The 26,545-nt window shown below is 64.7% G+C and carries 27 protein-coding genes, 1 tRNA gene and 1 pseudogene; 20 read left to right on the forward strand and 9 right to left on the reverse strand.

The window, feature by feature from the left end; all coding sequences use genetic code 11:
* Positions 1 to 177 precede the first annotated feature (177 nt).
* On the forward strand, positions 178 to 537 hold the full coding sequence (locus tag ACQR13_RS25390) for a helix-turn-helix domain-containing protein (RefSeq protein WP_315752129.1): 360 nt from the start codon (positions 178 to 180) through the stop codon (positions 535 to 537).
* A 115-nt stretch (positions 538 to 652) separates the two neighbouring features.
* Here the strand turns inward: ACQR13_RS25390 and ACQR13_RS25395 are convergent.
* Positions 653 to 729: transfer RNA gene (locus ACQR13_RS25395), tRNA-Pro, on the reverse strand.
* Between the two features lie 229 nt (positions 730 to 958).
* Between ACQR13_RS25395 and ACQR13_RS25400 the strand changes: the two genes are divergently transcribed.
* From ACQR13_RS25400 to ACQR13_RS25415, 4 genes are read left to right on the forward strand one after another with little or no spacing between them, the layout of a single operon-like run.
* Positions 959 to 1,957: an L-threonylcarbamoyladenylate synthase gene (locus ACQR13_RS25400; protein WP_315828346.1), complete on the forward strand. Its 999-nt coding sequence runs from the start codon at positions 959 to 961 to the stop codon at positions 1,955 to 1,957.
* A gap of 18 nt (positions 1,958 to 1,975) precedes the next feature.
* Positions 1,976 to 3,403 (forward strand): FAD-binding oxidoreductase, encoded by a 1,428-nt coding sequence (locus ACQR13_RS25405; protein WP_434863357.1) that lies wholly within the window; start codon positions 1,976 to 1,978, stop codon positions 3,401 to 3,403.
* Between the two features lie 15 nt (positions 3,404 to 3,418).
* Positions 3,419 to 3,874 (forward strand): GNAT family acetyltransferase, encoded by a 456-nt coding sequence (locus ACQR13_RS25410; protein ID WP_315717201.1) that lies wholly within the window; start codon positions 3,419 to 3,421, stop codon positions 3,872 to 3,874.
* 9 nt (positions 3,875 to 3,883) lie between these two features.
* Positions 3,884 to 4,465: an NUDIX domain-containing protein gene (locus ACQR13_RS25415; RefSeq protein WP_316193401.1), complete on the forward strand. Its 582-nt coding sequence runs from the start codon at positions 3,884 to 3,886 to the stop codon at positions 4,463 to 4,465.
* A gap of 159 nt (positions 4,466 to 4,624) precedes the next feature.
* On the opposite strand, the gene ACQR13_RS25420 is transcribed toward ACQR13_RS25415, so the two are convergent.
* Positions 4,625 to 5,395, reverse strand: coding sequence for an SOS response-associated peptidase (locus ACQR13_RS25420; protein ID WP_316167507.1), 771 nt, complete (start codon positions 5,393 to 5,395; stop codon positions 4,625 to 4,627).
* Between the two features lie 86 nt (positions 5,396 to 5,481).
* On the opposite strand from ACQR13_RS25420, the gene ACQR13_RS25425 reads away from it, so the two are divergent.
* The 4 genes from ACQR13_RS25425 (at position 5,482) to ACQR13_RS25440 (ending at position 7,353) form a co-directional block, all read left to right on the forward strand.
* Positions 5,482 to 6,003 (forward strand): hypothetical protein, encoded by a 522-nt coding sequence (locus ACQR13_RS25425; protein WP_315828341.1) that lies wholly within the window; start codon positions 5,482 to 5,484, stop codon positions 6,001 to 6,003.
* A gap of 65 nt (positions 6,004 to 6,068) precedes the next feature.
* Positions 6,069 to 6,488 (forward strand): NUDIX hydrolase, encoded by a 420-nt coding sequence (locus tag ACQR13_RS25430; protein WP_315754043.1) that lies wholly within the window; start codon positions 6,069 to 6,071, stop codon positions 6,486 to 6,488.
* 31 nt (positions 6,489 to 6,519) lie between these two features.
* Positions 6,520 to 6,918 carry a TIGR02301 family protein gene (locus tag ACQR13_RS25435; protein ID WP_315782189.1) on the forward strand — a complete coding sequence of 133 codons (399 nt, stop codon included), beginning with the start codon at positions 6,520 to 6,522 and terminating at the stop codon, positions 6,916 to 6,918.
* Between the two features lie 168 nt (positions 6,919 to 7,086).
* Positions 7,087 to 7,353, forward strand: a complete 267-nt coding sequence (locus ACQR13_RS25440; RefSeq protein ID WP_315717207.1) for a hypothetical protein — start codon at positions 7,087 to 7,089, stop codon at positions 7,351 to 7,353.
* An 852-nt stretch (positions 7,354 to 8,205) separates the two neighbouring features.
* Here the strand turns inward: ACQR13_RS25440 and ACQR13_RS25445 are convergent.
* Positions 8,206 to 8,505, reverse strand: coding sequence for a hypothetical protein (locus tag ACQR13_RS25445; RefSeq protein ID WP_315717208.1), 300 nt, complete (start codon positions 8,503 to 8,505; stop codon positions 8,206 to 8,208).
* 254 nt (positions 8,506 to 8,759) lie between these two features.
* Here ACQR13_RS25445 and ACQR13_RS25450 point away from each other — a divergent pair, with 254 nt between their 5' ends.
* On the forward strand, positions 8,760 to 9,218 hold the full coding sequence (locus tag ACQR13_RS25450) for a DUF4279 domain-containing protein (protein ID WP_315717209.1): 459 nt from the start codon (positions 8,760 to 8,762) through the stop codon (positions 9,216 to 9,218).
* Between the two features lie 53 nt (positions 9,219 to 9,271).
* On the opposite strand, the gene ACQR13_RS25455 is transcribed toward ACQR13_RS25450, so the two are convergent.
* On the reverse strand, positions 9,272 to 10,801 hold the full coding sequence (locus ACQR13_RS25455) for a DUF1254 domain-containing protein (RefSeq protein WP_316187346.1): 1,530 nt from the start codon (positions 10,799 to 10,801) through the stop codon (positions 9,272 to 9,274).
* A 357-nt stretch (positions 10,802 to 11,158) separates the two neighbouring features.
* On the opposite strand from ACQR13_RS25455, the gene ACQR13_RS25460 reads away from it, so the two are divergent.
* Positions 11,159 to 12,418, forward strand: coding sequence for an HlyD family secretion protein (locus tag ACQR13_RS25460; protein ID WP_434863358.1), 1,260 nt, complete (start codon positions 11,159 to 11,161; stop codon positions 12,416 to 12,418).
* A gap of 245 nt (positions 12,419 to 12,663) precedes the next feature.
* Positions 12,664 to 13,041 carry an Ig-like domain-containing protein gene (locus ACQR13_RS25465; RefSeq protein ID WP_315717213.1) on the forward strand — a complete coding sequence of 126 codons (378 nt, stop codon included), beginning with the start codon at positions 12,664 to 12,666 and terminating at the stop codon, positions 13,039 to 13,041.
* 62 nt (positions 13,042 to 13,103) lie between these two features.
* Here the strand turns inward: ACQR13_RS25465 and ACQR13_RS25470 are convergent.
* Both ACQR13_RS25470 and ACQR13_RS25475 read right to left on the reverse strand, forming a co-directional pair.
* Positions 13,104 to 13,265: pseudogene (locus tag ACQR13_RS25470) on the reverse strand (transporter); the annotation flags it as partial.
* 215 nt (positions 13,266 to 13,480) lie between these two features.
* A complete protein-coding gene (locus tag ACQR13_RS25475) occupies positions 13,481 to 13,924 on the reverse strand; it encodes a CBS domain-containing protein (RefSeq protein WP_316159425.1) in 444 nt (147 codons plus the stop codon).
* A 739-nt stretch (positions 13,925 to 14,663) separates the two neighbouring features.
* Between ACQR13_RS25475 and ACQR13_RS25480 the strand changes: the two genes are divergently transcribed.
* A complete protein-coding gene (locus ACQR13_RS25480) occupies positions 14,664 to 15,182 on the forward strand; it encodes a protein phosphatase CheZ (RefSeq protein WP_316167499.1) in 519 nt (172 codons plus the stop codon).
* A 118-nt stretch (positions 15,183 to 15,300) separates the two neighbouring features.
* Here ACQR13_RS25480 and ACQR13_RS25485 read toward each other — a convergent pair whose 3' ends face one another.
* Together ACQR13_RS25485 and ACQR13_RS25490 are read right to left on the reverse strand one after the other, a co-directional pair.
* Complete coding sequence (locus tag ACQR13_RS25485) at positions 15,301 to 16,458, reverse strand: IS481 family transposase (RefSeq protein WP_434863359.1); 1,158 nt, start codon at positions 16,456 to 16,458, stop codon at positions 15,301 to 15,303.
* Positions 16,459 to 16,587: 129 nt separating this feature from the next.
* The gene (locus ACQR13_RS25490; protein WP_315717367.1) at positions 16,588 to 17,922 is read right to left on the reverse strand and encodes a dihydroorotase; all 1,335 of its coding nucleotides are present in this window, start codon (positions 17,920 to 17,922) and stop codon (positions 16,588 to 16,590) included.
* A gap of 198 nt (positions 17,923 to 18,120) precedes the next feature.
* On the opposite strand from ACQR13_RS25490, the gene ACQR13_RS25495 reads away from it, so the two are divergent.
* The 7 genes from ACQR13_RS25495 to ACQR13_RS25525 all read left to right on the forward strand — a co-directional run bounded on the left by ACQR13_RS25495 (position 18,121) and on the right by ACQR13_RS25525 (position 24,198).
* The gene (locus ACQR13_RS25495; protein WP_315826951.1) at positions 18,121 to 19,005 is read left to right on the forward strand and encodes a YgfZ/GcvT domain-containing protein; all 885 of its coding nucleotides are present in this window, start codon (positions 18,121 to 18,123) and stop codon (positions 19,003 to 19,005) included.
* Between the two features lie 9 nt (positions 19,006 to 19,014).
* Positions 19,015 to 19,644: a DNA-3-methyladenine glycosylase I gene (locus ACQR13_RS25500; RefSeq protein ID WP_316172769.1), complete on the forward strand. Its 630-nt coding sequence runs from the start codon at positions 19,015 to 19,017 to the stop codon at positions 19,642 to 19,644.
* The gene (locus ACQR13_RS25505) at positions 19,641 to 20,258 is read left to right on the forward strand and encodes an HD family hydrolase (RefSeq protein ID WP_315717218.1); all 618 of its coding nucleotides are present in this window, start codon (positions 19,641 to 19,643) and stop codon (positions 20,256 to 20,258) included. The genes ACQR13_RS25500 and ACQR13_RS25505 overlap by 4 nt, the downstream gene beginning before the upstream one ends.
* Position 20,259: 1 nt before the next feature.
* On the forward strand, positions 20,260 to 20,499 hold the full coding sequence (locus ACQR13_RS25510) for a hypothetical protein (protein WP_434863360.1): 240 nt from the start codon (positions 20,260 to 20,262) through the stop codon (positions 20,497 to 20,499).
* A complete protein-coding gene (locus tag ACQR13_RS25515; protein ID WP_434863361.1) occupies positions 20,496 to 20,720 on the forward strand; it encodes a hypothetical protein in 225 nt (74 codons plus the stop codon). The genes ACQR13_RS25510 and ACQR13_RS25515 overlap by 4 nt, the downstream gene beginning before the upstream one ends.
* Before the next feature lie 101 nt (positions 20,721 to 20,821).
* Positions 20,822 to 21,328 (forward strand): tyrosine phosphatase family protein, encoded by a 507-nt coding sequence (locus ACQR13_RS25520; RefSeq protein WP_315717221.1) that lies wholly within the window; start codon positions 20,822 to 20,824, stop codon positions 21,326 to 21,328.
* A 188-nt stretch (positions 21,329 to 21,516) separates the two neighbouring features.
* Positions 21,517 to 24,198: a DUF2339 domain-containing protein gene (locus ACQR13_RS25525; protein ID WP_434863362.1), complete on the forward strand. Its 2,682-nt coding sequence runs from the start codon at positions 21,517 to 21,519 to the stop codon at positions 24,196 to 24,198.
* 12 nt (positions 24,199 to 24,210) lie between these two features.
* Here the strand turns inward: ACQR13_RS25525 and ACQR13_RS25530 are convergent, their stop codons facing one another.
* A complete protein-coding gene (locus ACQR13_RS25530) occupies positions 24,211 to 25,899 on the reverse strand; it encodes a methyl-accepting chemotaxis protein (protein ID WP_315717223.1) in 1,689 nt (562 codons plus the stop codon).
* Between the last annotated feature and the right edge of the window lie 646 nt (positions 25,900 to 26,545).

A 26,545-nucleotide genomic window follows, 5' to 3' on the forward strand; every position in this document is an offset into this window, starting at 1 on the left:
CGCTCTGCTGGTCCACGGAATTGATCGCGCGCATGCGTCGCGCATTGTCGAGAAACGATCTCTACGACCGACTGTCGACCTTTCCGATCCTTCTGCCGGCATTGCGCGAGCGCGCCGCTGATCTACCGCTTCTCGCCGCAGCGCTGCTTGCCCGCGTGGCGCCGGAGAAGGCCCACCTTGTCCCAGCCGGCACTCGAGCGGCTCGAGGGCTACGCCTTTCCGGGCAATGTTCGCGAGTTGCGCAACGTGTTGGAGCGCGCGGCCCTGCTCTGCGATGACGATGTCATCTCAGCCGCGACGATCGAGCGTGCTCTGACGCTGCGATCGCCGGACATTGAGGGACGCGACCGGGTGCAGCGAACCGCAACAAAGCTGGCGCCTGCTGACGGTGAGAACCCGCCGTCATCGAAGGAGCGCGAGGCGCGAGCGCTTCGGACCGCCCTGTTGACGCATCGCGGCAATCGAGAATCGCTTGCAGAATCCCTCGGCATCAGCCTGCGCACGCTTTACCGGAAGCTGAAGGAATTGGACGCTTGATGAAGCGCTGTCGCCTGCCGCGGCGAAATGCTCACGAATAGCCGGATGGTGCAGGGTGGCGCCGTGTGATTTCGTTGCGCTTCTCGGGAGATGAAAAGCTAGGCGCCTGAAAAAATGGTCGGAGCGGCAGGATTCGAACCTGCGACCCCTGCGTCCCGAACGCAGTGCTCTACCGGGCTGAGCCACGCTCCGACTTGGGAAGCCGGCTTATAGCGTCGGGTTTCCGTCTTCGCAAGGACACAAGGCAGGAAATCGCATCGAAATCGTCGATCGTCGGCGGAGGGGTTAACTGCTTGAGGCCGTGGGGCTTTGTCCGGCGGCCATGGCGCGAGCGCAAGGCGACAGGCGATTTGCGCGCTTCATTCGGACGTCCGCGCCCGCTATAGCCGAGCGCGGAAGCCACCGCCGTCCCGTACCATCGATGCCCGCCCCAGACATGCAAGCGATCGAGACCAGGATCCTGCCCGCCGACGCAGCTGGAATCGCGCAAGCCGCGGCGACGTTCGCGCGCGGCGGACTGGTCGCGTTCCCGACCGAGACCGTCTACGGCCTCGGCGCCGATGCGGCCAATGCCGCGGCCATCGCACGCCTCTATCAGGCCAAGGGCCGGCCCGCCTTCAATCCGTTGATCGCCCATGTCGCCGATATCGCAGCGGCGCAGCGTATCGGCCGCTTCAATGCCACCGCCGAGCGTCTGGCCGCTGCGTTCTGGCCGGGACCGCTGACCCTCGTGGTGCCGCAGAGCGACGGCTGTCCCGTCGCCGACCTCGCCACCGCCGGCCTCGATACGGTGGCGATCCGCGTGCCGGCGCATCCGACCGCACAAGCTCTGCTCATGGCGTTCGGCGGCGCCGTCGTGGCGCCCTCCGCCAACATCTCCGGCCACGTGTCGCCGACCACGGCGGCGCATGTCGCGGCCGATCTCACCGGGCGAATCGACCTCATCCTGGACGGCGGGCCGGTCGAGGTCGGCGTCGAATCGACCATCGTCGGCTGCTTCGATGCGCCGACGCTGCTGCGCCCGGGCGGAGTTCCGAGCGAGGCGATCGAGGCCGTGCTCGGCCGTGTGCTGGCGCGGCCCGCCGCAGAGACCGAGACGTCCGAGCAGCCTCTGGCACCGGGCATGCTGGCCTCCCACTATGCCCCGTGCGCCCGCGTACGCCTCGACGCCAGCGAGGTCGCGCCCGGCGAGGCGCTGCTCGCCTTCGGACCCACCACCTTGCCCGGAGCCCACGAGGCCGCCGCGATCCTGAACCTGTCGCCCTCCGGCGATCCGGCAGAGGCGGCGACGCATCTTTTCGGCTATCTTCGCAGCCTCGATGCCAAGGGAGCGCGCAGCATCGCGGTGATGCCGATCCCGAACGACGGACTGGGCGAGGCCATCAACGACCGGCTGCGCCGCGCCGCCGCGCCGAGATAACACTGGAAGCGACTAAGCATGAACATCAGCCAGCCTGCCCTGCCGCCGCTGCCGCCCGATTTGATCGCGCAATTCGCTGCCATCGTCGGCGAGCGCCAGGCGCTGACCGCGGAGACCGACGTCGCGCCTTACGTCACCGAGGAGCGCAACCTGTTCCACGGCCGCTCGCCGCTGGTGCTGCGCCCAGGCTCGACGGCCGAGGTCGCCGCAATCTGCAAGCTTGCCAGCCAGCATCGCATCGCGCTGGTGCCGCAAGGCGGCAACACCGGCCTCGTCGGCGGCCAGACGCCGCACAATGGCGAGGTGGTGGTGTCGCTGAGGCGCATGGACAAGATCCGCGACGTCGACACCGCCTCCAACACGATGATCGCCGAGGCCGGCGTCGTGCTGCAGGTGGCGCAGCAGAAGGCTGCCGAGGTCGACCGCCTGTTTCCGCTGTCGCTCGGCGCCGAGGGCAGTTGCACCATCGGCGGCAATCTCTCGACCAACGCCGGCGGCACCGCCGCGCTCGCCTATGGCGTGGCGCGTGAGATGGCGTTGGGGGTCGAGGTGGTGCTGGCCGACGGGCGGGTGCTCAATGCGCTGTCCAAGCTCAAGAAAGACAACACCGGCTACGACCTGCGCAACCTGTTCATCGGCGCCGAGGGCACGCTCGGCATCATCACCGCGGCGAGCCTGAAGCTGTTCCCGAAACCGCGCGCGATCGAGACCGCCTTCGTCGGCCTCAAGTCGCCGGAGGACGCGCTCAAGCTGCTGGCGATCGCGCAGCGCGAGGCCGCCGGCAGCCTCACGAGCTTCGAGCTGATCGCCGCGATCGCGCTCGACTTCTCGATCCGCCACGCCGCCGGCAACCGCGCGCCGCTGTCGGGCGCCCATCCCTGGTTCGTGCTGATGGAATTGTCGTCGTCGCGCGACGATGCCCGCGCCACGCTGGAGACGATCCTGGAGAAAGGCCTCGAGGACGGCATCGTCGACGATGCCGCGATCGCCGGCAGCCTCGCCCAGCGCATGGCGTTCTGGAAGCTGCGCGAGGACATCTCTGCGGCGCAGAAGCCGGAGGGTGGCTCGATCAAGCACGACATCTCGGTGCCGGTCGCCGCAGTGCCCGCCTTCATTGCCGAGGCCAATGCCGCCGTGGTGAAGCTGATGCCCGGCGCGCGTCCGGTGCCGTTCGGCCATCTCGGCGACGGCAACATCCACTACAACGTCAGCCAGCCGATCGGCGCCAACACCGCCGACTATCTCGCGCGCTGGCACGAGGTCAACGCGGTCGTGTTCGAGATCGTGCTGCGCATGGGTGGGTCGATCTCGGCCGAGCACGGCATCGGCGTGCTCAAGCGCGACGAGCTGCCTGACGTCAAGGATCCGACCGCCATCGCGCTGATGCGCGCGATCAAGGCACAATTCGATCCGCTCGGGATCATGAATCCCGGCAAGGTGCTCTAGGCTGCCGACGCTCCCATGGATTCTGCTCCCGCTCTCGCCATTTCCGACATCACCGATGCCGACGTGCCCGCGATCATTTCGCTGTGGCAGCGCTGCGGCCTGACGCGGCCCTGGAACGATCCGGCCGCCGACATCGCGCTCGCCCGCCGCGGCGACAGCTCCACCGTGCTGGTCGGCCGCAGCGGCGGCGCCATCGCAGCCTCCGTCATGGTGGGCCATGACGGCCATCGCGGCTGGGTCTACTATGTCAGCGTCGATCCCGAGCATCGCGGCCGCGACCATGGCCGCGGCATCATGGCCGCCGCCGAAGACTGGCTGCGGGCGCGCGGCATCGCCAAGCTGATGCTGATGGTGCGCGGCGACAACACCAAGGTGCAGGAATTCTACCAGGCGCTCGACTATGCCGTGCAGGACAGCGTCGTGTTCTCGAAATGGCTCGACGGGCGCCCGCCGACGCCCGGCATGAAATAGAGGCGAGCGATGAGCATCTCCGACCGCATCCGCGTCCACGAGACGCGCGTGCTCTCCGACCATTACGGGACGCTGACCTCGACGAAGTTCGAGTGGCGGCGCGACGACGGCACGTGGCAGATGCAGAGCCGCGACGTGTTCGACCGCGACAACGCGGCGGCGATCCTGCCCTACAACCTCGCCCAGCGCAGCGTCATCCTGGTCAAGCAGTTCCGCTATCCCGCGTTCGTCAACGGCCATGACGATCTGCTGATCGAGGCCGCGGCCGGCCTGCTCGACGACGCCTCGCCGGAGGAGCGCATCCGGCTCGAAGCCGAGGAGGAGACCGGGTTCCGGCTGCACGACGTCAAGTTCGTGTTCGAGGCGTTCATGAGCCCGGGCGTCGTCACCGAGAAGATCCATTTCTTCGTCGCCGAATACGAGCCTCACATGCGCGTCGGCGCCGGCGGCGGGCTCGCACATGAGGGCGAGGAGATCGAGGTGCTGGAACTCTCGATCGACGACGCGCTCGCGATGATCGCCGACGGCCGCATCCAGGACGCCAAGACCATCATGCTGCTGCAGCACGCCGCGCTGAGGATCTTTGCCTGAGCGCGGCCAACGCTCGGTCGCGGGTCTTGCTCCTCTGTCGTCCTCCGCGAAGGCGGGGGACCCAGTATTCCACCAGCAGCCGTTTCGGCACGAGAGGCCCCGGCGCACTGGATCCCGCTTTCGCGGTACTGACGATCTTCTCTGTCGAGATATCCCGCCTCAGAACAAACTCCCCTGCCCGTCATCCACAGGCGCAGGCGAAACTTTGCGGGATGCAACCTTCTTCGCCGGCTTGCGCTGCGCGTCCTCGGCGGCACGCAGCTCCGCGGTCATCGGCAGCAGCAGCTGTTCGTCGTCGTTGGCCACCGTGTTGACGCGCGTGGACACCTCATACCACGCGAACTCGCCCTCGCGAGGCGCGACCAGCAGCCTCATGGCCTCGTCAGGATCATCGGAACGGCAGTCGAGCCACAGCGCGAAATCATCCGGCCTGATCGTCACGGGAACACGATGATGCAGCGTGGCGAGATCGCGGCTCGCAGCCGCGGTGACGATCGCCACCGTATCGACCTCCTCGCCGTTCGGCCCGCACCAGGTCTCGGCGAGGGCCGCGAAGCCGAGCGGCGCGCCGTCACTGCGGTGGATGAAGAACGGCCGCTTGCGACCATCGATCACCTGCCACTCGTAATATCCATCAGCGGGCACCAGCACGCGGCGCCGCCGGATCGCATTCTTGAACGCCGGCTTCTCGCGTACGGTCTCCGAACGCGCATTGATCAGCAGCGTGAAATTACGGGGATCCTTGACCCAGGCCGGAATGAATCCCCAGCGCATGAGCCGAAAATGCCTGATGTCCTGATCCAGAAGAACTACGGGAATCGGCTGCGTCGGAGCAATATTGTGCCGCGGCGGAAAGTTCGGCTGTTCCTCGTAGCCGAAAATCTGCCTGAGAGCCGCGGGTGGTGAAGTGATCACGAAGCGTCCACACATAATCTCACTCAAATCGTCGTGTGTTCAGCACCTTTTAACTTGGGTTGCCAACACTGCAGCGGATGACCGCAGCGGCGACCCATTCCGTGCCTACCGATCGCACGACCCAACGACCGGCGGGCAGCGCCATTGACCCGGCGCGGGCCGCGATGCTGCGCGCCGCCAACATCAATCCGCGCACCGGGCTCGCCACCGACTATCTGAATCATTTCAACGAAGCCGTGATGCTGCTCGAAATGATTCCCGATATTCCGGAATGCGCCGAGGATTTTCTGGCGTGGTCGCCGCTGACCTATCCAGAACATTTCACGCACACCAATTTCAAGGCCCGCGATCTCGTCATCGAGGCCTATGAGCAGGCCGACCCGGCGATTCGCGACAAGTTCGATCATCTCACGAAGACCATGACCGACATCCTGCTCGCGGTCGGCAGCGCGATGCGCGCTGCCAAGCAGGACGCCACCAAGGCCAAGCTCGCCGAGCAGGCTGCGGCGTGGGTCAAGCCGCTGGTGACGCAGGCCGGCGGCATCATCAATGGCGACATCGAGGTCGACCCTGACCCGGTCGACGAGGTCGACACCGTCGATGCCATCATGGCAAGCTTCTGAGCAGCACGGGCTACCGGCCCGGTCGTCTTCACGCTACGGCGCAGACCACGCCTGGAGCCATTGGCATGACCGCCCCGACGCCGCCCCGCCACCCCCAACTCGCCGTCAGCGCCGCCATCTTCCGCGACGGCAAGCTCCTGCTGGTGCGCCGGGCGCGTTCCCCTGCCAAGGGCGTCTACACGCTGCCCGGCGGCCGGGTGGAGCTCGGCGAGACCCTGCACGAGGCCGTCGCGCGCGAGGTCATGGAGGAAACCGCACTCTCGATCGCAATTGTCGGGCTGGCCGGCTGGCGCGAGGTCCTGCCGGCCCAGGGCGGCGGCGGCCACTATGTGATCCTTCCCTTTGCGGCCCGCTGGCAGGCCGGAGAGCCCCGGCTCAACCCGGAACTGGACGACTTTCAGTGGCGCCTCCCCGATGCGCTCGAGGGCCTCACGCTGACTGACGGACTGCCGGAGATCATCGCCGCCGCACGGACCCTGGTGTAGGCGCCTTGCGTCCGCCGTCCGGCAAAGGCATATGACGTCGGTGTTCCCCATGATCCCCAAGCGCCTCCTGGCCGCCCTCATGCTCGTTGCCGCCTGCGCCATTGTGCCCGCGCGCGCGCAGGATGCGGCCGCGCCGTTCGATGGCGATCTGCAGCGGCTGGCCGAGATCCTTGGAACCCTGCATTACCTCCGCGGCATCTGCGGCAGCAATGAAGGCGCCAAATGGCGCAACCAGATGCAGGCTCTGATCGATGCCGAGACGCCGTCGGGCGAACGCCGCGCCCGGATGATCGCCGGCTTCAACCGCGGCTATAACGGCTTTCAGCAGACCTACCGGACCTGCACGCCGGCGGCGATGGTGGCGATCCGCCGCTACATCGACGAGGGCTCGAAGATCTCGCGCGACCTCACGGCGCGCTACGCCAACTGACGGCCAATGGTTGACGGCGCGCGGGCGTTATCCACGTTTGCGTTAACCTTGTTAACCTTTCCTAAAGAACTGGCCTAGGCGTCTGCCGCCTGCGTGGTAAACCTCACTGGTCCGGCGCGTCCGCGTTCGGAATTCAACGCGCCTCGCGGCCTCGCCAGACTGAATTCAATGAGCTTTCCCGTCACTTTCAGCGCCCTCCCCGCCGTCCTGCCCGACCACGAGCAGAAGCAGGCCGCGCTCAGCTACCTCAACGAAGCCTGGGCGGAAGCGCGCCATGACGGCGTCGACGGCGACTGCCTGGCGCAGGCCAGCCTGTTCGCGGCGCTGGCCGAACTCGTCACCACCTATGGCGAGGACGCGGTGGCGACCTTCGTCGAAGGCCTGCCGGAGCGCGTCCGCAACGGCGAGTTCTCGCTGTCGCGCGCGACGCAGTAGGGTCTCCCGCTCCTCGCGCGTAGCCCGGATGCGCGCAGCGACATCCGGGGTCTCATCCGCAGCCTCGTTGAACCCGGATATCGCTGCGCTCGTCCAGGCTACGACAACTACGTCGACAAACTCCGCGTCATTGCGAGCGCAATGACGGAGCCAAAACGGAGAGCGCCCATCGGGCCGAGATCCGTCTCCACATCTCAAACAGCATCGAGACACGCCTCATCGTCCTCGCGGCGCGATGCGTCCGAGCGATGACCGACGTTCGGCCCTCATTCAATCGAGGGCGCAGGGAAGGCTGGGCGTCGGCTGACGCCCATGGCCCCCGTGCGAACAAAAGTGCACGGGGCAGGAACCACAGGTGCAGCCGGATGAGCCCAGCCTTCCCTGCGCGATGGTTTTAACGCTTCTTTCGCGCTCTCCCTGGGGACCGGCTTGATTGCCCCCATCGCCTGCGCCGATGCTCTCGCATCACGCTCAGGCTTGACCTCGGCATCGGGAGGCCAGGACCACGCGACTTCACGTCCGCATCGGGATTGTTCGTCCGCGCAGCCAAAGCCACGCTGCAACCCGACGCGTCCACCGCCTGCCCGCCTCGCGTCTCGTGACGACCGCGCGTACGCCCCTCTCGTTGAGGCGGGATGGGTGGAGGATAGACACGTATTCTGGAAAAACGAAAGTGAAATCTTTCGCCCGGAAGAGGCTGCGGGCGCGATCACGTTGAGACAATACGCAAAATTGCCGTTTCGGCACAGGCGTTTCGTGTAGTTGCGGCGAGCCAGAACGACGGCGTTGCAGACAAGATCGCGCGACTGATTCGCCCGACGGGCTTTCTTGCTTGGCGTTTCTTGCGGCGCTTCAGTCCCAATCCATTCCGCCAATGACGCCAAGAAACCAGCCGCCGATAAAAGCAGCCGTAAGCGCCATGAGATGGATCGTCGCGGAGGGACCAAGTTCCTGGTTGTCTTGAACATGACTGAGTCCAATCAACCCAAGCTCAAAAATTGCCGCGCAGAATACAGGCCAAAGCGCCCGCCGCCGCGCTGCCAGCCGCTGGGCCGGGCCAGCCCCCCGAGCGTTCCGTGATAGAGTCATGGATCGGCGAAGCGACACTACGGCAGTCAAGACGACCACGATCATAAAGGCGATGAAGTACACCGGACATTGTCCTTGGGGCCAACCTTACCGTCTTGAAGGTCACAGGCGAATAGCGCGAACCGGTTTCCTCAACCCTAAGAAGACAGCAAAATACAGCCGAGTCGGAGCGCTGTTCCCGGGCCCCTGCTTCCGGTTGAGCATCAGAAGCAGACCTTCACGCGAAGCCGGCGACCAGATCCGTTATGGGCCGAAGCGGAAATTGACACTTCCAGCTACATACGACTATGCAGGCCGCACTGCCCGTGGAGCTTGCCGTGGCCGACCAATCATCCAACCTCCCAAACTACCGATTCTTTCTGGGACTATTCATTGTGCATCCAACTTTGACTCCGGAAGAAATCAGTAAAGCCCTTGGAATGGAGGCTGACGTCGCTCACTGCGTCGGTGCTCTTCGAAGAACACCAAAGGGCACGCCTCTTTCCGGGACTTATGCTGACACGCGATGGCGACATAGCACGGAACATGTCATTGAAGATCAATGGTTTGCGTCTGAAGTATCGAGGCTGATCGATAAGCTGCAGGCTCACAAAACCTTCTTTGGTGACGTCAAATCAGCCGGCGGAAAGGCAAGTATCGTCATCCAATTCATGGATGGTTTTCTCGCGGATGAATTACCTACCGGGACCCTCGCGCGGCTTGTGGACCTCGACTTGTCCCTGGGGCTGGAATGTTTCGCAGGTATTCGGCAGGAGCTACCGGGGCATCCGCAATGACCGCTTCGGGGCCATAAGCGGAAATGAAGAGGCGAGCTCGGACCTCCTTCTTGCTATATCGGCTCAATCTCGCCGGGACGCCAAGTTTTGTCGAACCACGGCTGAAGCGGGCCGTAGAGGCGCAGGAGCGTGTTCCATCCTTTGCCGGGGATGGTCTGCACCCAGTTGTTCTCCTTCCCAGCCGGAGCCTTGGGCCCGAAATAGACGTCCACTGACCCGTCCGCGTTGACCATGAGTTTCGGGTTCTGGCTGGTTGCGGCTGGCCAACGCTGGTCGGTCTGCAGCATGGAGCGGGTCTGATTGTCGTAGAGGATGACCGACCAGAACTGCTTGACTGGAATATTGGGCGGCAAGTGCAGCTTGTAGTTCTTTCCGCCGTCGAATGGCTTGTTTTGGCTGTCGACGAACGCGGCCATGTACTGCGATCCCTCGCCAACCGACTTGGAATCCATCGCTGGTGTCACGCCGGTCGCGTAGAAGAAGAATGCCGAGTAGGCATCGAGAATACGCGCGCCGTTTTCCTCGAACTTGTAGCCGCCGAAGAAGCCCGTTCGCCACGCGCTGTTGGGGTAATAGTAGCTTTCCTTGATCCGCAACCGGCCATTGATCGCACGGGCGGTCGCATCGCCTACCAGGGCGGCTTCGGTCAGAATTTTTTTCATCCGTGTATCGGGCGCGAAGGGCTTACCCTTGCGGATGCCGACCGATGCGTAGAGGCCGAGTGTGACCGGGTCGACTGTATCGGTCGGCTCCTCCTGCACAACCTGATTCAGATACTCCCAGAAGGGATAATCTCCCGGAGCCAGCGTGCTAAATGCTTTGCCGGAAACATGCACGAAATTGAGTTTCGGCGGATTCGCAGCATCTTTCAGGTGATAGATTTTCGTGTGCTCTTCGACCACGTCGACGCCGGGCTTCGGATCGCCATTGACCAAGAACGAGCGCCACGGAACCCAGACGCTGAACGTCGCCGGCTTCACGACAAAGAAGCCGGTCGGCACCTCGCCGTTGTAGCCGGGCGGCAAGATCAGGTACTTGCCGCCCTGACCCTTGTCCGGACCGACGAGTCCAACATCAGTGACAAAATTATACCACATGTCGTTGATGAGGCCGAGCACATTGGGTGGCACTTCGAGCACCAGAGGCCCGTCACGCAGGTCGAGCCAAAACCAAGTGTACGGCGTGTTGTTGTTCGGGGTGAGAAAAAGCGACTTCGAGTCCATCCTATCCTCGAAGATCGGCACCGTCAGATTGAATGGACCCAGCTCCGCCATTCCCTTTCGATTTGCCAATTGGTTCACTGGAGCTAAGGCCAACAGGTAAGCTTGGACGGCGTGTTGAAAATCCAGATTGTCGTAGAGCCTTTCAACGGTCGCATCGTCGGGAAAGCCGTCGAAGAAGTTCAGCGTCCCAAGGCGGGTCTCTACCTTGTCCGGGATTGCAACGCCCGGCGGTATCGGCGTTTGCATTTTGTATTGCTGAGCGTTGAGCGGAATTGCCGAGAGCGCCACAAGAGACAACGCAGAAACTACTGATGCCGCTAATTTCATGATACGGCCCTTCTTGTCAGATGTTGAATTCATAAAGCATCTCTTCGTAAGTCCCATGATTATCGGGACTTCGTGCAGGGCTACAAATCTCGCAGCTCGCAGAATGACCAATCAACGTCTGCCAGCGCGATTGACCGGGCCACCGCGATTTACCGTCCCAGCACCCACCACCGCCTGTCGTGCAACGGGTCGCGGCCTCAGAACTACGCCCGGCCGTACGACGCAATTGGCTGGATAGCCAACGTATGTGCAGTACACCACAGCGCTGGCTTTCTCAGTGCTCGCGGCTACGAACCCGGTTATCAGCAGCGTAGTCGCTATTGCGATTGAGAGCTTCATTTTCGCCTCCTCCGCCAAAGACGAATAGTTTCATTAGAAACGATCTTCGCGTTGATCCAGATCAACAGGCCAACTCAGAATAATTTGGATGAGAATGTTGCAGATGCTGTTTGCGAGAAGCCGAATCGTCCTTGGCAAACCGCCGTAATGCGGCCGGCTCAATTTTCGGCTGTCTCGCGGCATACGAAGGAGCGAAGCGCCATGGTCCTCGTGATGGTACTCTACATCGTCATGGTCTGGCTCCTGTTCTCGAAGCTGAAGCTTGTGAAGTGGGGATGGGGGGCCGGCACCATCACCGTTGTCATCGGCGCTTTCATCTTGATGGTCTTCCTTGGCCTGTTCAACTCGCTCACGCCCGCCGGCCGCTTTGTCGTGATCTCTAGGGTGGTCGAGGTCACACCCAACGTCTCGGGCCAGGTCGTAAGCATCCCCGTCCAAGTCAACGCCCCGGTGAAGGCCGGCGCCATCTTGTTCCAGATCGATCCGGCACCTTACAAATACAAGGTCAGCCAATTGGAGGCCTCGCTCGCTCAGGCGCAGCAGCAAGTCAAACAACTCAAGGCCAGCTATGATCAAGCCAAGGCGAACGCCGATGCCTTGAAGCAACAGCTCGTCTACCAGACCCAAAGGTTGGCCGACATTCGGAAGCTCGTCGCAACCGGCTCTCAGGCTGAGTTTCGTCTGCAGGACACGCAGGTGCAGTACGACACCGTGCAATACCAATTGCTCGCAGCGGAAGCCGCAGTAGAGAACGCCCGGCTCGCAATGGAATCCGAGATCGGAGGCGAGAATACCAACGTTGCACAACTCCAGGCTCAGCTCGAAAACGCCCGGTGGGAGCTGGATCAGACCACCATTCGGGCAACGGGCGACGGCTACGTCAGCAGCCTGGCACTGGCGGTTGGCGCTCGGGCATTGCAGACGCGTTCCGAGATGTCATTCATCCTCACCAACGACATCACCATTCTCGCGACGTTCAAACCGAACGCCTTCCAAACAGTGAAGCCCGGAGCAACCGTAAAGCTGGTCTTCGACGATAATCCCGGCGAGATATTCGGGGCGCGAATACTCGAAATCCCTCGCGGCATCGGTCAGGGCCAGATCGCGGTTTCCGGCCAATTAGCACGCGTCGGTTCGATCGGTGGCGCTCAGGGCTACCCGGCGACGATCTCGTTGCCAGATAATCTTGACAAGACGCGGCTGCGCCTCGGGATGCCCGGCAGCGCATGGGCCATCGCCGCAAACGCCGGCCCAATCGGAATGATCACGTCGATTCTCGTCTGGATAAGTTCGTACCTCGCATACTTGTGAGACTCTGCGTAGCTCAAATACACCGACGGCTCCGGCGAGGAATCAAGTCTCCGGTCTAATGACCGCTTTGGAGCGGACATATAGCTGTCTGAGCAGTCTTGGGTGCCACAGGAGTTGCGAATTTTCGCCAAGGGTCACACCTTGGCACGCATTTCAGCCAAGTGGGCGGTGTATGTTGATCCTGGTCAATATTGGAAACGCTGGGAGCGCGATCCTATTGTTACTCAAAAACAAGGGAGGCTTTCATGCGATGTTCGACAGCAGTTCTTTTAGCCCTCGTTGCCGCCGCGCCCATCTCGGCGTCGCTCTCGCCAGCGCGCGCAGCTTCGGAGTGTCCAGCTTCCGGAAGCTTATCGGACTGGGGTATCAATTCGACCGGCTACTTCAACGTCGCTTCTGGTGGAAGCTGCCTGTTTCCAATTCGGATAGCGGGCGTGATGAAAAGCTCGAGCATTTCACAGAAGCCGGCTCACGGCACCCTGAAGAAGCTAAATATTTCGACATTCCAGTACACGGCGAAAGCAGGCTACAAGGGCCCCGACAGCTTCGCCGTGACGGCAACTGGCAAGGGACCGACTGCCTCCGGAACGTCGGTGATCACCATGAACGCGACGGTTCAATAGGACTTCCTTTTTCGCCGATAGACAAAGGCCCACTTCCAACCGGAGTGGGCCGCTTTTGTTTAGCCGAGCACGCGCGAACGGAAACCGCCGAGCACGGCGGGCTGACTGAAATCATCGGTAGTCTGCTGGTAGGCGTAGCCGACGAAGCCGACAAAGACCTGCTTCGACAGGAATTGCGATACGCCCCAGTCGAAATGGAAGTCGATGCCGCTCTGGTACTGCGTAGCGGTAGCCTCGCAGACGTGCTGCCACACCTGCCGTCCATCAAATCCCCATAGAGCCTGCCGCACCAGTCCTGCCCACCAAGCGCGGTTTCCTCCCTTGGAGGCTTTCGGACGACGGCCGCCCGAATATGCCGCGCCATCAATCATGCGGCCGGCATCCGAAACCCTTCACAAAAGCAGACATAGGCGGAGGGCGACGGCACCACGTTCGTCCGTCAGCCCCCGGGGCCGTCCTTCATGATGTAGCCCATCAGGTCGTCGACGTTGTGCTCCAGATCCCGGATGATGTTCTTGACGACGTCTCCGATCGAGATCACGCCCACGACCTTGCCCGCGTCCAGCACCGGCAGATGGCGAAAACCACGCTGAGACATCATGGCCATGCAACTGTCCAGCCGGTGGTCCGGCTTGACCGTCACCGGGTTGCCCGTCATCACCTGGCCCACCGGCGTCTGCTTGGCGTCGAGCCCGGGCAGCAGCACTTTGATGGCGCAGTCCCCCTGCGTCACGATGCCGACCAGCGCGCCGTCGTCGATGACGAGCACCGACCGGACCCGGTTGTCGCGCATCTGGCGCAAGGCTTCGACGACCATGTCGTCGGAACGAACATGGATCACGGCGCCACTCTTCTGCGCCAGCGCGCTTCTTACTGTGCTCATCGATGTCCCCTCCTGGACCCCCGTCCTGCCCCGCCTTGATGGTCCACATGGCAGGATAGTCGAAATATCCGGCTTCGTCAGCGCCGCGCCGATGCCGCGCGCCTGGCCGTGAACCGAACGATGATCGGGGTCACAGGCGGCCCATCGATTCCTGGGATTGCAGAGGCCAGGTCGTCCCCGAGAGCGGAACCGTCGGGTGCCGGCAAGAATGTTGCTCGGCAAAACGCAAGTCGGTCGACTGATGGCGGTCAGGTGGAGCGCTCTGGGTCAAGAGGCGGCGTACTGGAATTTCTCCCCCACGTCCGCGTCGTCCCTGGCAGCGGACATTCGCATTCATTTTGGCCGGCCGCGCGCCGCCTGCCTCCTGTCGTGACGCCCGCCCGCTCATCCAGGCTCCAAGCGCTGTCCCCGCGTCGCGGAAACCGACAGCAGACCGAGCTCTGCCCAATGGCCTCCCCCGGCAGCCACGTCGGCTCGGAAACTCTTCACGAAGCAATTTGAAGGCTTTGACGTGAATGAACATGCGCCCTTAACGAAAACCGGCAAAAATAGGTCGCTGATCTTCACCTACCTGACCACAGTACCGTTTCGAGCTGACGTGAAATCTCGATAGCCGCGTCGCGAGCCGGTCACCGCCGAAGCGAAATCCGAAATGCCTTCACAGAAGAGCAGGCCGGGGTTTGCAACTGCCGCGTGAAGAATTGGTAAGGAAACGTTAAGGAAAATTCGGGGATTTCTGATGATTGCGCCGGAAGAAGAGAGATTGCTGAAGACGTACCTGGTCGAGATGTTCGGCCAGATCAGCAGCATGCGGCGCGAACTCGCCGCTCTTCAAGGCGACGGCAAGGGCAGTTTCGCGACGATGACCGACACCCTCGACGCTATCGTCGAGAATACGGAGACGGCCGGGAACGCGATCCTCGAAAGCATGGAGGCGATCGGCGCCAGCGTCGCGAAGTTGCAGAAAGTCAAAGACCCGACTGCCGCAGCGGTCTGCGACGAGATCGTCGACAGCACGAACAAGGTGTTCGAGGCGTGCGCGTTTCAGGACCTCACAGGGCAGCGGATCACGCGCGTGGTCAAGTCGCTGCAGTTCATGGAGGACCACATCAACAAGCTCGTCCGCATCTGGGGAAAAGAGGAGCTGGCGCGGCTGGCCACCGAGCTTGCTGCCCCAAGCGCCCCGGACTTGATGGAGGGCCCGAAGCGGCCGGGCGTGGCGATTTCCCAGGACGACATCGACAAACTGTTCGCGTGAACGACGGCCAGGCGTGATGCCCGCTCCGCGTCATTGCGAGGAGCAGAGCGACGAAGCAATCCAGGGCCGCGCTAAGGACTCTGGACTGCGTCGCTGCTGTTCAGCCCGGAGACATAGCTTACACCTGTTCGGGGACATAGTTGACAGTTTTGGGGTCGCGCAGATCAATCGATGCGATCTGATGTGCGGCAAAGAAAATTCCGAACTTTCCGTCGGCACTGAGTGGCCGGATAGCCAGCCGCTCACCTCGGAAGGCTTGCGGGACTTTCCAGAGCCGCCCCTCGAAACTGACGTAGGCCTTCGTGCTCGACACGGAACGGATGCTCTCACCCTCGTCGTATTCGACGATCGGAAGCCGGTCTGGCATCGCACGTTGGCTCGGTTGATAGCGGCTTGCCGGCACGTCGAAGTTCAAGGCCTCGTGCGGCCGGTCGAGATTGTAGATGGAGCGCCATCCGTCGAGTGCCCGCTGGACATCGGGAAGATCACGGTAGCGCCTGAAGGCAAACACCTCGGCCTTCAGACTACGGTGGAAGCGTTCGTTCTTGCCGCGGCTCTGAGGATGGTAGGGCCGGCTGTGGATCGTTCGAACGCCGAGCTTCAGAAGCCAGACCGTCAACGCGGTCCAGGGGTCTTCGAGGGTAAATCCCCAGGGGCCACCATTGTCGACGAACATCGCATCCGGCAGTCCATAACGGCGGAACGTCGTCTCCAAATGTCCTTTGACCGTAGAGCCGCGCTCGTTGTCACAAGCCGCCAGGCACAACGAGAAGCGGGAGTGATCGTCCAACGCTGTCAGCGGATGACAGGACACACCGTTCTCCAGCGCACTGTGCCCCTTGAAGTCCACCTGCCACAGCTGATTGGGCGCATCCTTCTCGAACCGCGTGTAGGGCTGTCCGGGCGCGCCTGCAGGCTCGACCACTCGATCGTAGCGGCGCAGGATGGTGTGCACGGTGGATATCGCCGGGACAGCTTGACCATCACGCTCAAGACACCGTGCGAGCTTGCGCGCGCCCCAGGCCGGGTGAGCATCGCGCAATGCGACAATCTGCTGCTCGGTCGCAGCCGCGGTGCGCTCCGGACTTCGATGAGGCCGCCGCGACCGATCCGCCAGCGCCGTGTCCCCAGCGTCATGCCGCTGGATCCATTTGTAGCCCGTCTGAGGGCTGATGCCGAACCGCCGACACAGCTCCCGCCGGTTCGCCCCTTCCTGCTTGGCAAGCATCACAAACTCTCGTCGCTGGTCCATGACAGACACCTCTCGCCACGGCATCGCTCGCCCCTCTGCTTGACGAATCGAGCCGATTTTGAAGTGTCAACCATCTCCCCGAACACCCGTCAGCTATGTCCCCGGGCTGAACACTGCGCTCGCAATGACGGAGCAAACTCACGCGCAGCGCCGTTACGGCCGCAGCGTCTCCATGAACCGCACCGGCTCGCCGGTCGCTGGCGTCAGCAGCTCGCCCTGCCACATCACGCGCTGGCCGCGGACGAACGTGCCGACCGGCCAGCCGGTGACGCGTAGGCCATCATAGGGCGTCCAGCCGGCTTTCGAAGCGACCCATTCGTTGGTGATGGTCTCGCTGCGCTTGAGGTCCACGATGGTGAGGTCGGCGTCGTAGCCGGCGGCGATGCGGCCCTTGCGGGCGATGTTGTAGATGCGGGCGGGGCCGGCGCTGGTGAGGTCGACGAAACGTTGCAGCGACAGCCGGCCGGCATTGACGTGGTCGAGCATGATCGGCACCAGCGTCTGCACGCCGGTCATGCCGGAGGGCGAGGCCGGATAGGTCTTGGACTTCTCCTCCGCGGTGTGCGGCGCGTGGTCGGAGCCTAAGATGTCGACGATGCCCTGGTGGACGCCCCACCAGATGACGTCGCGATGATCGGCCGATCGCACCGGCGGATTCATCTGCGCGTAGGTGCCGAGCCGCTCGTAGCACTCCGGCGCCGCCAAGGTGAGATGATGCGGCGTCGCCTCGACGGTGGCGACGTCCTTGTGGTCGCGCAGATACACGATCTCCTCCTTGGTGGAGATGTGCAGCACGTGGATGCGCTTGCCGGTCTCGTGCGCGAGGGTCACGAGACGTTGCGTGGCGCGCAGCGCAGCCTCCTCGTCGCGCCACACCGGGTGTGAGCGCGGATCGTTCTCGACGCGCAGGTCCTTGCGCTCGTTGAGGCGGTACTCGTCCTCGGCGTGGAACGCGGCACGGCGGCGGATCACCTGGAAGATGCGGCGCAGGCTGTCGTCGTCCTCGACCAGCAGCGAGCCGGTGGACGAGCCGACGAACACCTTGACGCCGGCGCAGCCCTCGGCGCGCTCCAACACCGGGAGCTGCTCGACATTCTCGCGGGTGCCGCCGATGAAGAAGGCGAAATCGCAATGCATGCGATGGCGGCCGGCAGCGACCTTGGCGGTGAACGCCTCCTCGGTCACCGTCAGCGGATTGGTGTTGGGCATCTCGAACACGGCGGTGACGCCGCCCATCACGGCGCTGCGCGAGCCGGTTTCAAGGTCCTCCTTGTGAGTGAGACCAGGCTCGCGGAAATGCACCTGGGTGTCGATCACGCCGGGCAGCACGTGCAGTCCCTTGCAGTCGATGATCTCGGCGGCCGAGGCGGCGCCGAGATCGCCGATCTCGACAATGCGTCCGCCTGACATGCCGATGTCGCGGACGCCCTCGCCGTCCTGATTGACCACGGTGCCGGATTTCAGAATGACGTCGAAGCGCGCGCTCATGAAGCCCTCATAGGATTTCATTCTCCTGACCGCCCCAAGACAGATCGATCATGCTGCGCGCCTGCCCATTTGCTGGCCTCCGGTGGCACGCGAGTCTCGATCTTTAGAATGAAGCCACCGCGCGGCGGCGTTTCAGCCTTGTGGTTTATGCCAGGGCGGCTTACGTTTCAGTGCGGCCTGTCGCAAGAGGTTTTTCGGATGAAGGCGACGTTTCTCGACGACCGGGGCGTGGTCCAGGTCAGCGGCGACGATGCACGCAAGTTCCTCAACGGTCTCTTCACCACCGACGTCACCAAGCTCACGCCTGGCGAGGCCCGGTTCGGCGCGCTGCTGACGCCGCAAGGCAAGATCATCGTTGATTTCCTGGTGGCGCAGGTGCCGGCGACGGACGCCGGCGAGCGCTTGCTGCTCGACTGTCCGCGCGCGCTGGCGCAGGCGCTCACCGACAAGCTCAACCTCTACAAGCTCAGGGCCAAGGTCGCGGTCAGCAATCGCTCCGGAGAGCTCGGCGTGATCGCGGTCTGGGATGGTGCCATCGGCGCCACGCCGGAGCCGAGCTTCGTCGATCCGCGTCATGAGCGCCTCGGCGCGCGCGTCATTGCGCCGCAGGAGGCGCTCGCGGAGATCGCCGCACGGCTCGGCGCCGAGATCGTCGATTCCGACGCCTATGAGGCGCATCGTATCGACTGCAGCGTGCCGCGCGGCGGGCTCGACTTCATGTATGGCGACGCCTTCCCGCACGAGACCAACATGGACCGGCTGCACGGCGTCGACGTCGGCAAGGGCTGCTATGTCGGCCAGGAGGTCGTGAGCCGCATGCATCATCGCGGCACCACGCGCACGCGCGCGGCGAAGGTGCTGCTCGACGGGCCGAGTCCCGAGCCGGGCACGCCGATTCTGGCCGGCGACAAGTCGGTCGGCACCATGGGCTCGGCCGCCGCGCAGAAGGGCATGGCGCTGCTGCGCATCGACCGCGCCGCCGAGGCGTTGGAGGCGGGAACGCCGCTCACCGCCGGCGGCCTCGTTCTGCGCATCGCTGATCCCGACGCGCTGCAGGGCGCGCCGAAACAGACGGTCGCCTGAGCCGGTCTCATGGGTCGCGCTGCTGTCGTCCATCCCGATGGCCTGACGCGCTGCCCCTGGCCGGGCAGCGATCCGCTCTATGTCGCCTATCACGACACCGAGTGGGGCGTGCCGGAATATGACGACCGCGCGCTGTTCGAGAAGCTGATCCTCGACGGCTTCCAGGCCGGGCTGTCGTGGATCACGATCCTGCGCAAGCGTGACAATTTCCGCCGCGCCTTCGATGATTTCCAGCCGGAGAAGATCGCGCGCTACGGCGACAAGAAGATCCACGCGCTGATGAACGATGCCGGCATCGTGCGCAACCGCGCCAAGATCGAAGGGACTATTCTCAGCGCGAAATCCTGGCTCGACATCCAGGACAAGGGTCCCGGCTTCTCCAAGCTGCTGTGGGACTTCATGGACGGCGCGCCCAAGGTCAATCAGTTCAAGACCACCGCGAGCGTGCCGGCCTCGACGCCGCTGTCGATCAAGATCTCGAAAGAGCTGGCCGCGCGCGGCTTCAAGTTCGTCGGTCCCACGATCGTCTATGCCTTCATGCAGGCGACCGGCATGGTCAACGACCATCTCGTCACCTGCTTCTGCCACGAGACCTGCAGCGGCAAGCGCCGCGCCCCGCGCCTCAAGCCTCCCAAATGACGACTGACAAGGCCCCGAGCGGGCACGACCGCGTCTGGCAGCGCATGCTGTCCGGCCGGCGGCTCAACCTCATCGATCCCTCGCCGCTCGATGTCGAGATCGCCGACATCGCCCACGGGCTCGCGCGTGTCGCGCGCTGGAATGGCCAGACCACCGGCGCGCACATCTTCTCGGTCGCGCAGCACACGCTGCTGGTCGAGACGGTGATGCGCGCGCGCAAGCCCAACATCGATGCGAAGCTGCGGCTCGCCGCGTTGCTGCACGATGCACCGGAATACGTCATCGGCGACATGATCTCGCCGTTCAAGGCGGTGCTCGGCGACGGCTACAAATCAGTCGAGAAGCGGCTGCTCGGGGCGATCCACATCCGCTTCGGGCTGCCGGCGGAGATTGCTCCGGAGATCGAGCGCCAGATCAAGGCGGCCGACCGCGGCGCCGCCTTTCTGGAGGCGACCCGGCTGGCCGGCTTCTCGGAGAGCGAGGCGAAGAAGCTGTTCGGTCGCGACCCCGGCCTGCCGGACGCCACCGTGACGGACTATCTGACGCCCTGGAGCGCGGCCAAGGCCGAGAAGCAGTTCCTGACCCGCTTCAACGCGGTGCTGGGGGCATGCTGAGATGCCGCTGACGCCGGACGAGCGCCGCAATGAACGGCTGAAGCTGGCCGCCAACTGGGTCAACACGCTGGCGACGGCCATCGTCACTGCCGGGACGTTCGTGCCGCTTGCCCAGTTCGTCTATGGAGTGCTGCCGCCCAGCACCCCCTCGGGCCTGATCTACGGGTCGGGGGGCGTTTGCATTATCACCGGAGTGCTCATACATTTGCTCGGTCAGTGGATCCTGGGAGGTCTTCGATGACCACGCACCAGCTCGTTGCCCTGAGCTTTCCGCTCCTGACCGCCTTGGCCGTCGCCATCGTGGCCCTGTTCGTGCGCCGTCCCTGGTCCGAGAAACCGGTCGAGATCGCCCCCCAGAACCGTGAGCGGGTGCTCGATCATCTCGAACGGCTCAACGCGGAGATCGAGGGCAAGGCCCATCTGGTCCGCCAGGAGCTGCGGCAGCTCAAGAACACGCGCTGAGGGCTGTCGGCGCACACATGCGCCAGCCCGACGGCTGACATCCAAAACGCGCTTTTGCCCTTGTGCCCCCATTCGTATAATCGGGCGCTCAAAGGCTCGCCATGATCCACGTCTGCTCACTCGCCGCCCTGCCCGAGACCGTGCGCCTGACCGGCGCCAGCCACGTGCTGACCATCATGGCCAATGTCGAGCAGGTGCGGCGACCGGAGACGATCCGCCCCGAGAACCATCTGCGGGTCTCGGTCGACGACATCACCGAGCAGCTTCCTGGCTTCATGGCGCCGAGCGAGGATCACGTCGCCCAGGTGCTGGAGTTCGTGCGCGGCTGGGATCGTGCGGCGCCGCTGGTGATCCACTGCTATGCCGGCATCAGCCGCTCCACGGCGAGCGCCTTCGCCGCGGCCTGCGCGCTCAACCCCAATCGCGACGAGCTCGATATCGCCTGGGCGATCCGCCAGGCCTCGCCGATCGCCTCTCCGAACCGGCTGATCGTCAGCCTGGCCGACAGGGCACTGGGCCGCCAGGGGCGCATGGTGCGCGCGCTGGACGCGATCGGGCCCGGCGCCATGATGGTCGACAGCGCGCCGTTCCGGATTGATCTGGACTGAGTTGCGGCGCTGCGTAGCCGCGTACCGGTGCGCTTTGAACTTATGTTCCACGGTTTGACACAGAGGGAACGACGGCCATCGTGCGGCCCGCCGGAGCGGTTGGCCGATTCGCCGGGGTCCGCAAGGGCTCGCAGCTTCCCTCCACCCGTGACGCCTCCCGGCGGCATCGATTTCAGGATTCCCGCGTGATGTTCGATTGGCCCCTGGATTGGATCGCCCTGCTGGTGGCGTTCGCGGCGCTCGCCTTCGCGCGCCGGACCTCCGACCGATTGGCCGAGGTGCAGGCACGGCTGGCCAAGCTCGAGGCGACACGCCCGATCGCGGTCGCGCCGGTGGTCGCGCCGCCGCTCAGCCCGCTTCAGGAGCCCGCTGAAGCCCCGCCAATGCCGCCCCCATTGCCGGAGGTGACCGAGGCTACCCTGCAGCCGGCGGCGATGGCGAGCGATGCAGCGGCCGAACAGCCGCCGCTCGCGTCGCCGCCACCCGTGCCGCAGCCCGCGGCCGGCTTCGAGGAGCGCATCGGCACCCGCTGGGTGGTGTGGATCGGCGGGCTGACCCTGGCGCTCGGCGGCTTCTTCATGGTGCGCTACTCGATCGAGGCCGGCCTCGTCGGCCCCGAGGTGCGCGTCGCGCTCGGCGCGCTGTTCGCCGCCGCGCTGCTCGCGGCCGGCGAATGGACACGGCGCAAGGAGAGCATCTCGCAGATCGCGGCGCTGCCGATCGCCAACATTCCGGCGATGCTCACCGCGGCCGGCACGGCGGTCGCCTTCGCCACCATCTACGCGGCCTACGCGCTGTACGACTTCCTGCCGCCCGCGATCGCCTTCGTGCTGCTCGGCATCGTCGCGCTGGGCACGCTGGCGGCGGCGCTGCTGCACGGCCCGGCGCTCGCCGGGCTCGGCCTCGTCGCGGCGTTCACGACGCCGGTGCTGGTGTCGACCGGCGAGCCGAACTACTGGGCGCTGTACATCTACCTCGCCATCGTCACCGCCGCCGCGTTCGCGCTGGCACGCGTGCGGCTGTGGCGCTGGCTCGCGATGACCACGATCGGGCTGTCGTTCCTGTGGACCTTGCCCGGACTCGACGCGGGCGTCGAGACGGTGGCGCCGCATGTCTTCCACGTCGCGGCTGGTTTCGCGCTCGCCGCGCTGATCGTGGTCTGCGGCTTCATGTTCGGACCCGCCGCCGAGAACGACGAGGTCGAGCCGATCTCATCCGTCGGCCTGGCGTTTTATCTGCTCGGCGCCATGCTGGTCGTGCTGGCGAGCTTCCATGACGGCCTGGCGCTGATCGGTTTCACGGTGCTGGTCGCGGCGACGCTGGCGGTCGCCTGGCGCGCGCCGAGCGCCGTCGGCGCGGTGGCCGCCGCCGCTGCGACCGTGTTCCTCGTGTTCGCCGAATGGGCGCTGCGCGACAATCCGGACCTGCTGGTGCTGCCCGGCGGCGCGCTGCCCGGGATGGGGCCGAACCCGCTCGGCGCGTCGGTCACGTCGCATCTGGTGACGGCCGCGATCTTCGCGCTGGGCTTCGGCGGCGCCGGCTTCCTGGCGCAGGGCCGCGCGCACAACGCCGTCGTGCCGGTGGTGTGGTCGGCGGCCGGCGTGTTCACGCCGCTGGCGCTGCTGGTCGCGCTCTATGCGCGCATCGCCCATCTCGACCGCTCGATCCCGTTCGCGATCCTCGCCGTCGTGCTCGCCGCCGGCTTTGCCGTCGCCACCGAGGCGCTGACGCGGCGCGAGGAACGTCCCGGCCTCAGTGCCTCGATCGCGCTGTTCGCGACCGGCACGCTGGCCGCGCTGGCGCTGGCGCTGACCTTCGCGCTTGAGAAGGGCTGGCTGACGATCGCGCTGGCGCTGATGTCGCTCGGCACCGCCTGGATCTTCGAGAGCCGGCCGATCCCGTTCCTGCGCACGCTCGCGGCCGTCTTTGCCGGGCTCGTGGTGCTGCGCATCGGCCATGATCCGCGCATCGTCGGCGCCGATGTCGGCACCACGCCGATCGTCAACTGGCTGCTGTGGGGCTATGGCGTGCCGGCGGCGTCGTTCTGGGGCGCGAGCTATCTGATGCGCCGCCATGGCGACGACGCGCCGCTGCGCGCGGTGGAGGCCGCGGCGATCCTGTTCACGACCCTGCTCGCCTTCCTGGAGATCCGCCACGCCGTCAATAACGGCGACATGCTGGCGGTGCCGTCGCTCGCCGAAGTGGGACTCGACGTCTGCGTGGCCCTGGCGCTGGCGATCGGGCTGGAGCGGCTGCGGGAGCGCAGCGGCAGCATCGTGCACAACATCAGCGCCGTGATCCTCACCGGATTCGCCGGCGGCGCCACCGTGCTCGGCCTGCTGCTATTCGAAAACCCGATGATCTCGGACGTCGCGATCAAGGGCGGCCTGCTCAACATCCTGATCCTGGCCTATGCGTTCCCGGCGGTACTGATGCTGCTGTTGTCCTACGCGGTCGCAGGCCGCCGTCCGCCGGCCTATGGCAATACGCTGGCCGCGGGCGCACTGATCCTGGCGCTGTCCTATGTCAGCCTCGAGATCCGCCGCATCTATCACGGCCCCGATCTGACGGCAGGACCGACCAGCGCCGCCGAGCAGTACACCTATTCGATCGCCTGGCTCGCCTTCGGCGTGATGCTGCTCGGGATCGGAATCATCGTGCAGTCGCAGCGCGCGCGCCTGGCATCCGCCATCGTGATCGCGCTGACGATCCTGAAGGCCTTCCTGGTCGACATGTCGGCGCTGACCGGCGTGTGGCGCGCCCTGTCGTTCATCGGCCTCGGGCTGGTGCTGGTCGCGATCGGCTGGCTGTACCAGAAGGTGCTGTTCCGACGGCAGCAGCAGGCGCCGCCGGCTCAGCCGGCGGCGTAGCGCCACGTCGGATTAGGCTGCGCGCACCGACTCCAGGAACGACGCCACTTCACGCTTCAGCCGGTCGCTGTCCGAGGCCAGCGATTGCGCCGCGGCCAGCACGTGCGTGGAAGCCGTACCAGTCTCGGTCGCGCCGCGCTGCACGTCGACGACGTTCACGGAAACCTGCTGCGTGCCCTCCGATGCCTGCTGGACGTTGCGCGAGATCTCCTGCGTGGCGGCGCCCTGCTCCTCCACGGCCGCCGCGATCGCCGACGAGATTTCCGACAGCCGCTCGATGGTCGTGGAGATCGCCCGGATGGCGCCGACCGATTCCTGCGTCGCGGCCTGGATGCCGGACACCTGCTGGCCGATCTCGTCGGTCGCCTTGGCGGTCTGCTCGGCCAGCGCCTTCACCTCGGAGGCGACGACCGCAAAGCCGCGGCCGGCTTCGCCGGCGCGCGCCGCCTCGATGGTCGCATTCAGCGCCAGCAGGTTGGTCTGGCCGGCGATCGTGTTGATCAGCTCGACCACGTCGCCGATGCGCGCCGCCGCCTTGCTCAGTTCGCTCACGCGATCATTGGTCATGCGCGCTTGGTCGACGGCCTCGGTGGCCATGCGGGCGGATTCCTGCACCTGGCGGCTGATCTCGGTGATCGACGACGATAGCTCCTCCGTCGCGGACGCGACCGACTGTACGTTGGTCGAAGCCTCCTCCGAAGCAGCCGCAACCGCGGTCGAGATCTCCTGCGAGCGCGTCGCGGTGGATGACAGCGCGCCGGCGGAATGCTCGAGCTCGGTCGAGGCCGACGACACCGTCTGCACGATCTCGCCGATCGTCGCCTCGAACTGGCGGGTGATATTGTCGACGCGCCGGCCGCGTTCGATCTTGACCTCGGCATCGTGTGCCGCAAGCTCGTCGGCCTCCTTCTTGGCGATCAGCGCCTCCTTGAACACCTGCAGCGTATCGGCCATGGCGCCGATCTCGGTCGGCTCGCCGCGATGCGTCACCTCCGCGCCGAGATCGCCCTTGGCGAGCTCCTGCATCGGCTTGATGATCGACGCAATGCCGGACGAGACGTTCTGCACGAGATAGAAACCGACGGCGACGCCGGCAATGACGGCCGCGACAATGATCGACACCACCAGCCAGATCGCACGCGTGAAGCTCTCGGCTGCCTGCCGCGTCGCGTTGTCGGCACCCTTGTTGTTGAACTCGATGTCCTGGATGAAATACTTGTCGGCGTCGCGCGCGATCGCCGCGGCCGATTTTTCCAGCATTTCGGTGGCTTCGCGCGGGATCTTTCCGACGCTCTTGTTGGATTCGTCCATCACCTGCTTGACCGCGACGACATACTTCTCCCAGGACTGCACCCAGTTGTTGTAGATCGCCCGTTCCTCGGCCGAGGTGATCATCGGCTCGTAGGTCTTGCGGTCCTTGTTGATCGTCTCAAGGATTCCGTTGACGCGCTTCTCCGCGCCCTGCTTGGCCTCGGCCGTCTCCGACATCACATGCGCGCGCAAGGCGATGCGCAGCAGATTGATGTCGGCGCGCAGCTCGCCGATCGCGCGCACGCTCGGCAGCCAATTGGTGGCGATGTCGACCGTGTTGGCATTGATCGACTGCATGCTGGTGACGGCGAGCACGCCGAGCCCGCACATGGTGACGAGCATGAAGGCGATGACCGATATGATCTTCGTACGGATGGACATCTTTGACACGGAGGACCCCAGCTGACTGCGTGGTTCGGCCGCGTTCTGCCAGCGCCAAAGACGGCCCGAACATCCAGGTCTGCGCTGCGCTGCGCGGTCGAGGTCAGAGGATCAGAGGGCTCCGAAAAATCCGAACCCGCATGTCGTCTCTGCCGACCTCATTGGGCGCGAAACAGGCTTATCAGAGGTTAATGCTGGAACCGTAAGATTACTGACAATGCCCATAAAATGATGGCGCGCAGGGATGACACGGTACCGTGAAACCGGCCACCGCCACACCTGGTCTCCCGATACCGCTGAAGGATCGCGTCGAAGCAAGACCTTTGGAGCGCGCACGGGGCAAAGGACGATTGCCGCCACGACCTGCGCCGGCAGGCGGCAGCACCGGAAGACGCTGATCACCGCGCGGATGAATCCGGAGATGAGGTGGGCCGGGCCAGGACCGACGTTCGGCAGCATCACAAGCGACTGAGCACGAGAAGCGTGACGGAGATCGGCGGCGCCGGGGCACGACGCGGAGCCTAGGCCGAACTCCATCAATCCCGACTGACGTGCCCGAGGCGGACGCAGACTTCATCAAAAGGCGCCTGCGCGCAGAAGATTGCCGCCACGGCAAACCGGACTCGAATCCGACGGCCAGCGGCGCAATCCCCCC

The organism is Bradyrhizobium sp. HKCCYLRH3059, assembly GCF_051168035.1.
In the GTDB taxonomy this organism is placed as follows: Bacteria; Pseudomonadota; Alphaproteobacteria; order Rhizobiales; family Xanthobacteraceae; genus Bradyrhizobium.

Coding starts and splice junctions, on each gene's coding strand:
- ACQR13_RS25485 (WP_434863359.1), bottom strand. CDS start 16,458: ATGCCGTGGCGAGAGGTGTCTGTCATGGACCAGCGACGAGAGTTTGTG.
- ACQR13_RS25455 (WP_316187346.1), bottom strand. CDS start 10,801: ATGAATTCAACATCTGACAAGAAGGGCCGTATCATGAAATTAGCGGCA.
- ACQR13_RS25420 (WP_316167507.1), bottom strand. CDS start 5,395: ATGTGTGGACGCTTCGTGATCACTTCACCACCCGCGGCTCTCAGGCAG.
- ACQR13_RS25500 (WP_316172769.1), top strand. CDS start 19,015: ATGGGTCGCGCTGCTGTCGTCCATCCCGATGGCCTGACGCGCTGCCCC.
- ACQR13_RS25410 (WP_315717201.1), top strand. CDS start 3,419: ATGGATTCTGCTCCCGCTCTCGCCATTTCCGACATCACCGATGCCGAC.
- ACQR13_RS25475 (WP_316159425.1), bottom strand. CDS start 13,924: ATGAGCACAGTAAGAAGCGCGCTGGCGCAGAAGAGTGGCGCCGTGATC.
- ACQR13_RS25415 (WP_316193401.1), top strand. CDS start 3,884: ATGAGCATCTCCGACCGCATCCGCGTCCACGAGACGCGCGTGCTCTCC.
- ACQR13_RS25520 (WP_315717221.1), top strand. CDS start 20,822: ATGATCCACGTCTGCTCACTCGCCGCCCTGCCCGAGACCGTGCGCCTG.
- ACQR13_RS25490 (WP_315717367.1), bottom strand. CDS start 17,922: ATGAGCGCGCGCTTCGACGTCATTCTGAAATCCGGCACCGTGGTCAAT.
- ACQR13_RS25510 (WP_434863360.1), top strand. CDS start 20,260: ATGCCGCTGACGCCGGACGAGCGCCGCAATGAACGGCTGAAGCTGGCC.
- ACQR13_RS25515 (WP_434863361.1), top strand. CDS start 20,496: ATGACCACGCACCAGCTCGTTGCCCTGAGCTTTCCGCTCCTGACCGCC.
- ACQR13_RS25435 (WP_315782189.1), top strand. CDS start 6,520: ATGACGTCGGTGTTCCCCATGATCCCCAAGCGCCTCCTGGCCGCCCTC.
- ACQR13_RS25430 (WP_315754043.1), top strand. CDS start 6,069: ATGACCGCCCCGACGCCGCCCCGCCACCCCCAACTCGCCGTCAGCGCC.
- ACQR13_RS25480 (WP_316167499.1), top strand. CDS start 14,664: ATGATTGCGCCGGAAGAAGAGAGATTGCTGAAGACGTACCTGGTCGAG.
- ACQR13_RS25505 (WP_315717218.1), top strand. CDS start 19,641: ATGACGACTGACAAGGCCCCGAGCGGGCACGACCGCGTCTGGCAGCGC.
- ACQR13_RS25495 (WP_315826951.1), top strand. CDS start 18,121: ATGAAGGCGACGTTTCTCGACGACCGGGGCGTGGTCCAGGTCAGCGGC.
- ACQR13_RS25525 (WP_434863362.1), top strand. CDS start 21,517: ATGTTCGATTGGCCCCTGGATTGGATCGCCCTGCTGGTGGCGTTCGCG.
- ACQR13_RS25400 (WP_315828346.1), top strand. CDS start 959: ATGCCCGCCCCAGACATGCAAGCGATCGAGACCAGGATCCTGCCCGCC.
- ACQR13_RS25405 (WP_434863357.1), top strand. CDS start 1,976: ATGAACATCAGCCAGCCTGCCCTGCCGCCGCTGCCGCCCGATTTGATC.
- ACQR13_RS25440 (WP_315717207.1), top strand. CDS start 7,087: ATGAGCTTTCCCGTCACTTTCAGCGCCCTCCCCGCCGTCCTGCCCGAC.
- ACQR13_RS25465 (WP_315717213.1), top strand. CDS start 12,664: ATGCGATGTTCGACAGCAGTTCTTTTAGCCCTCGTTGCCGCCGCGCCC.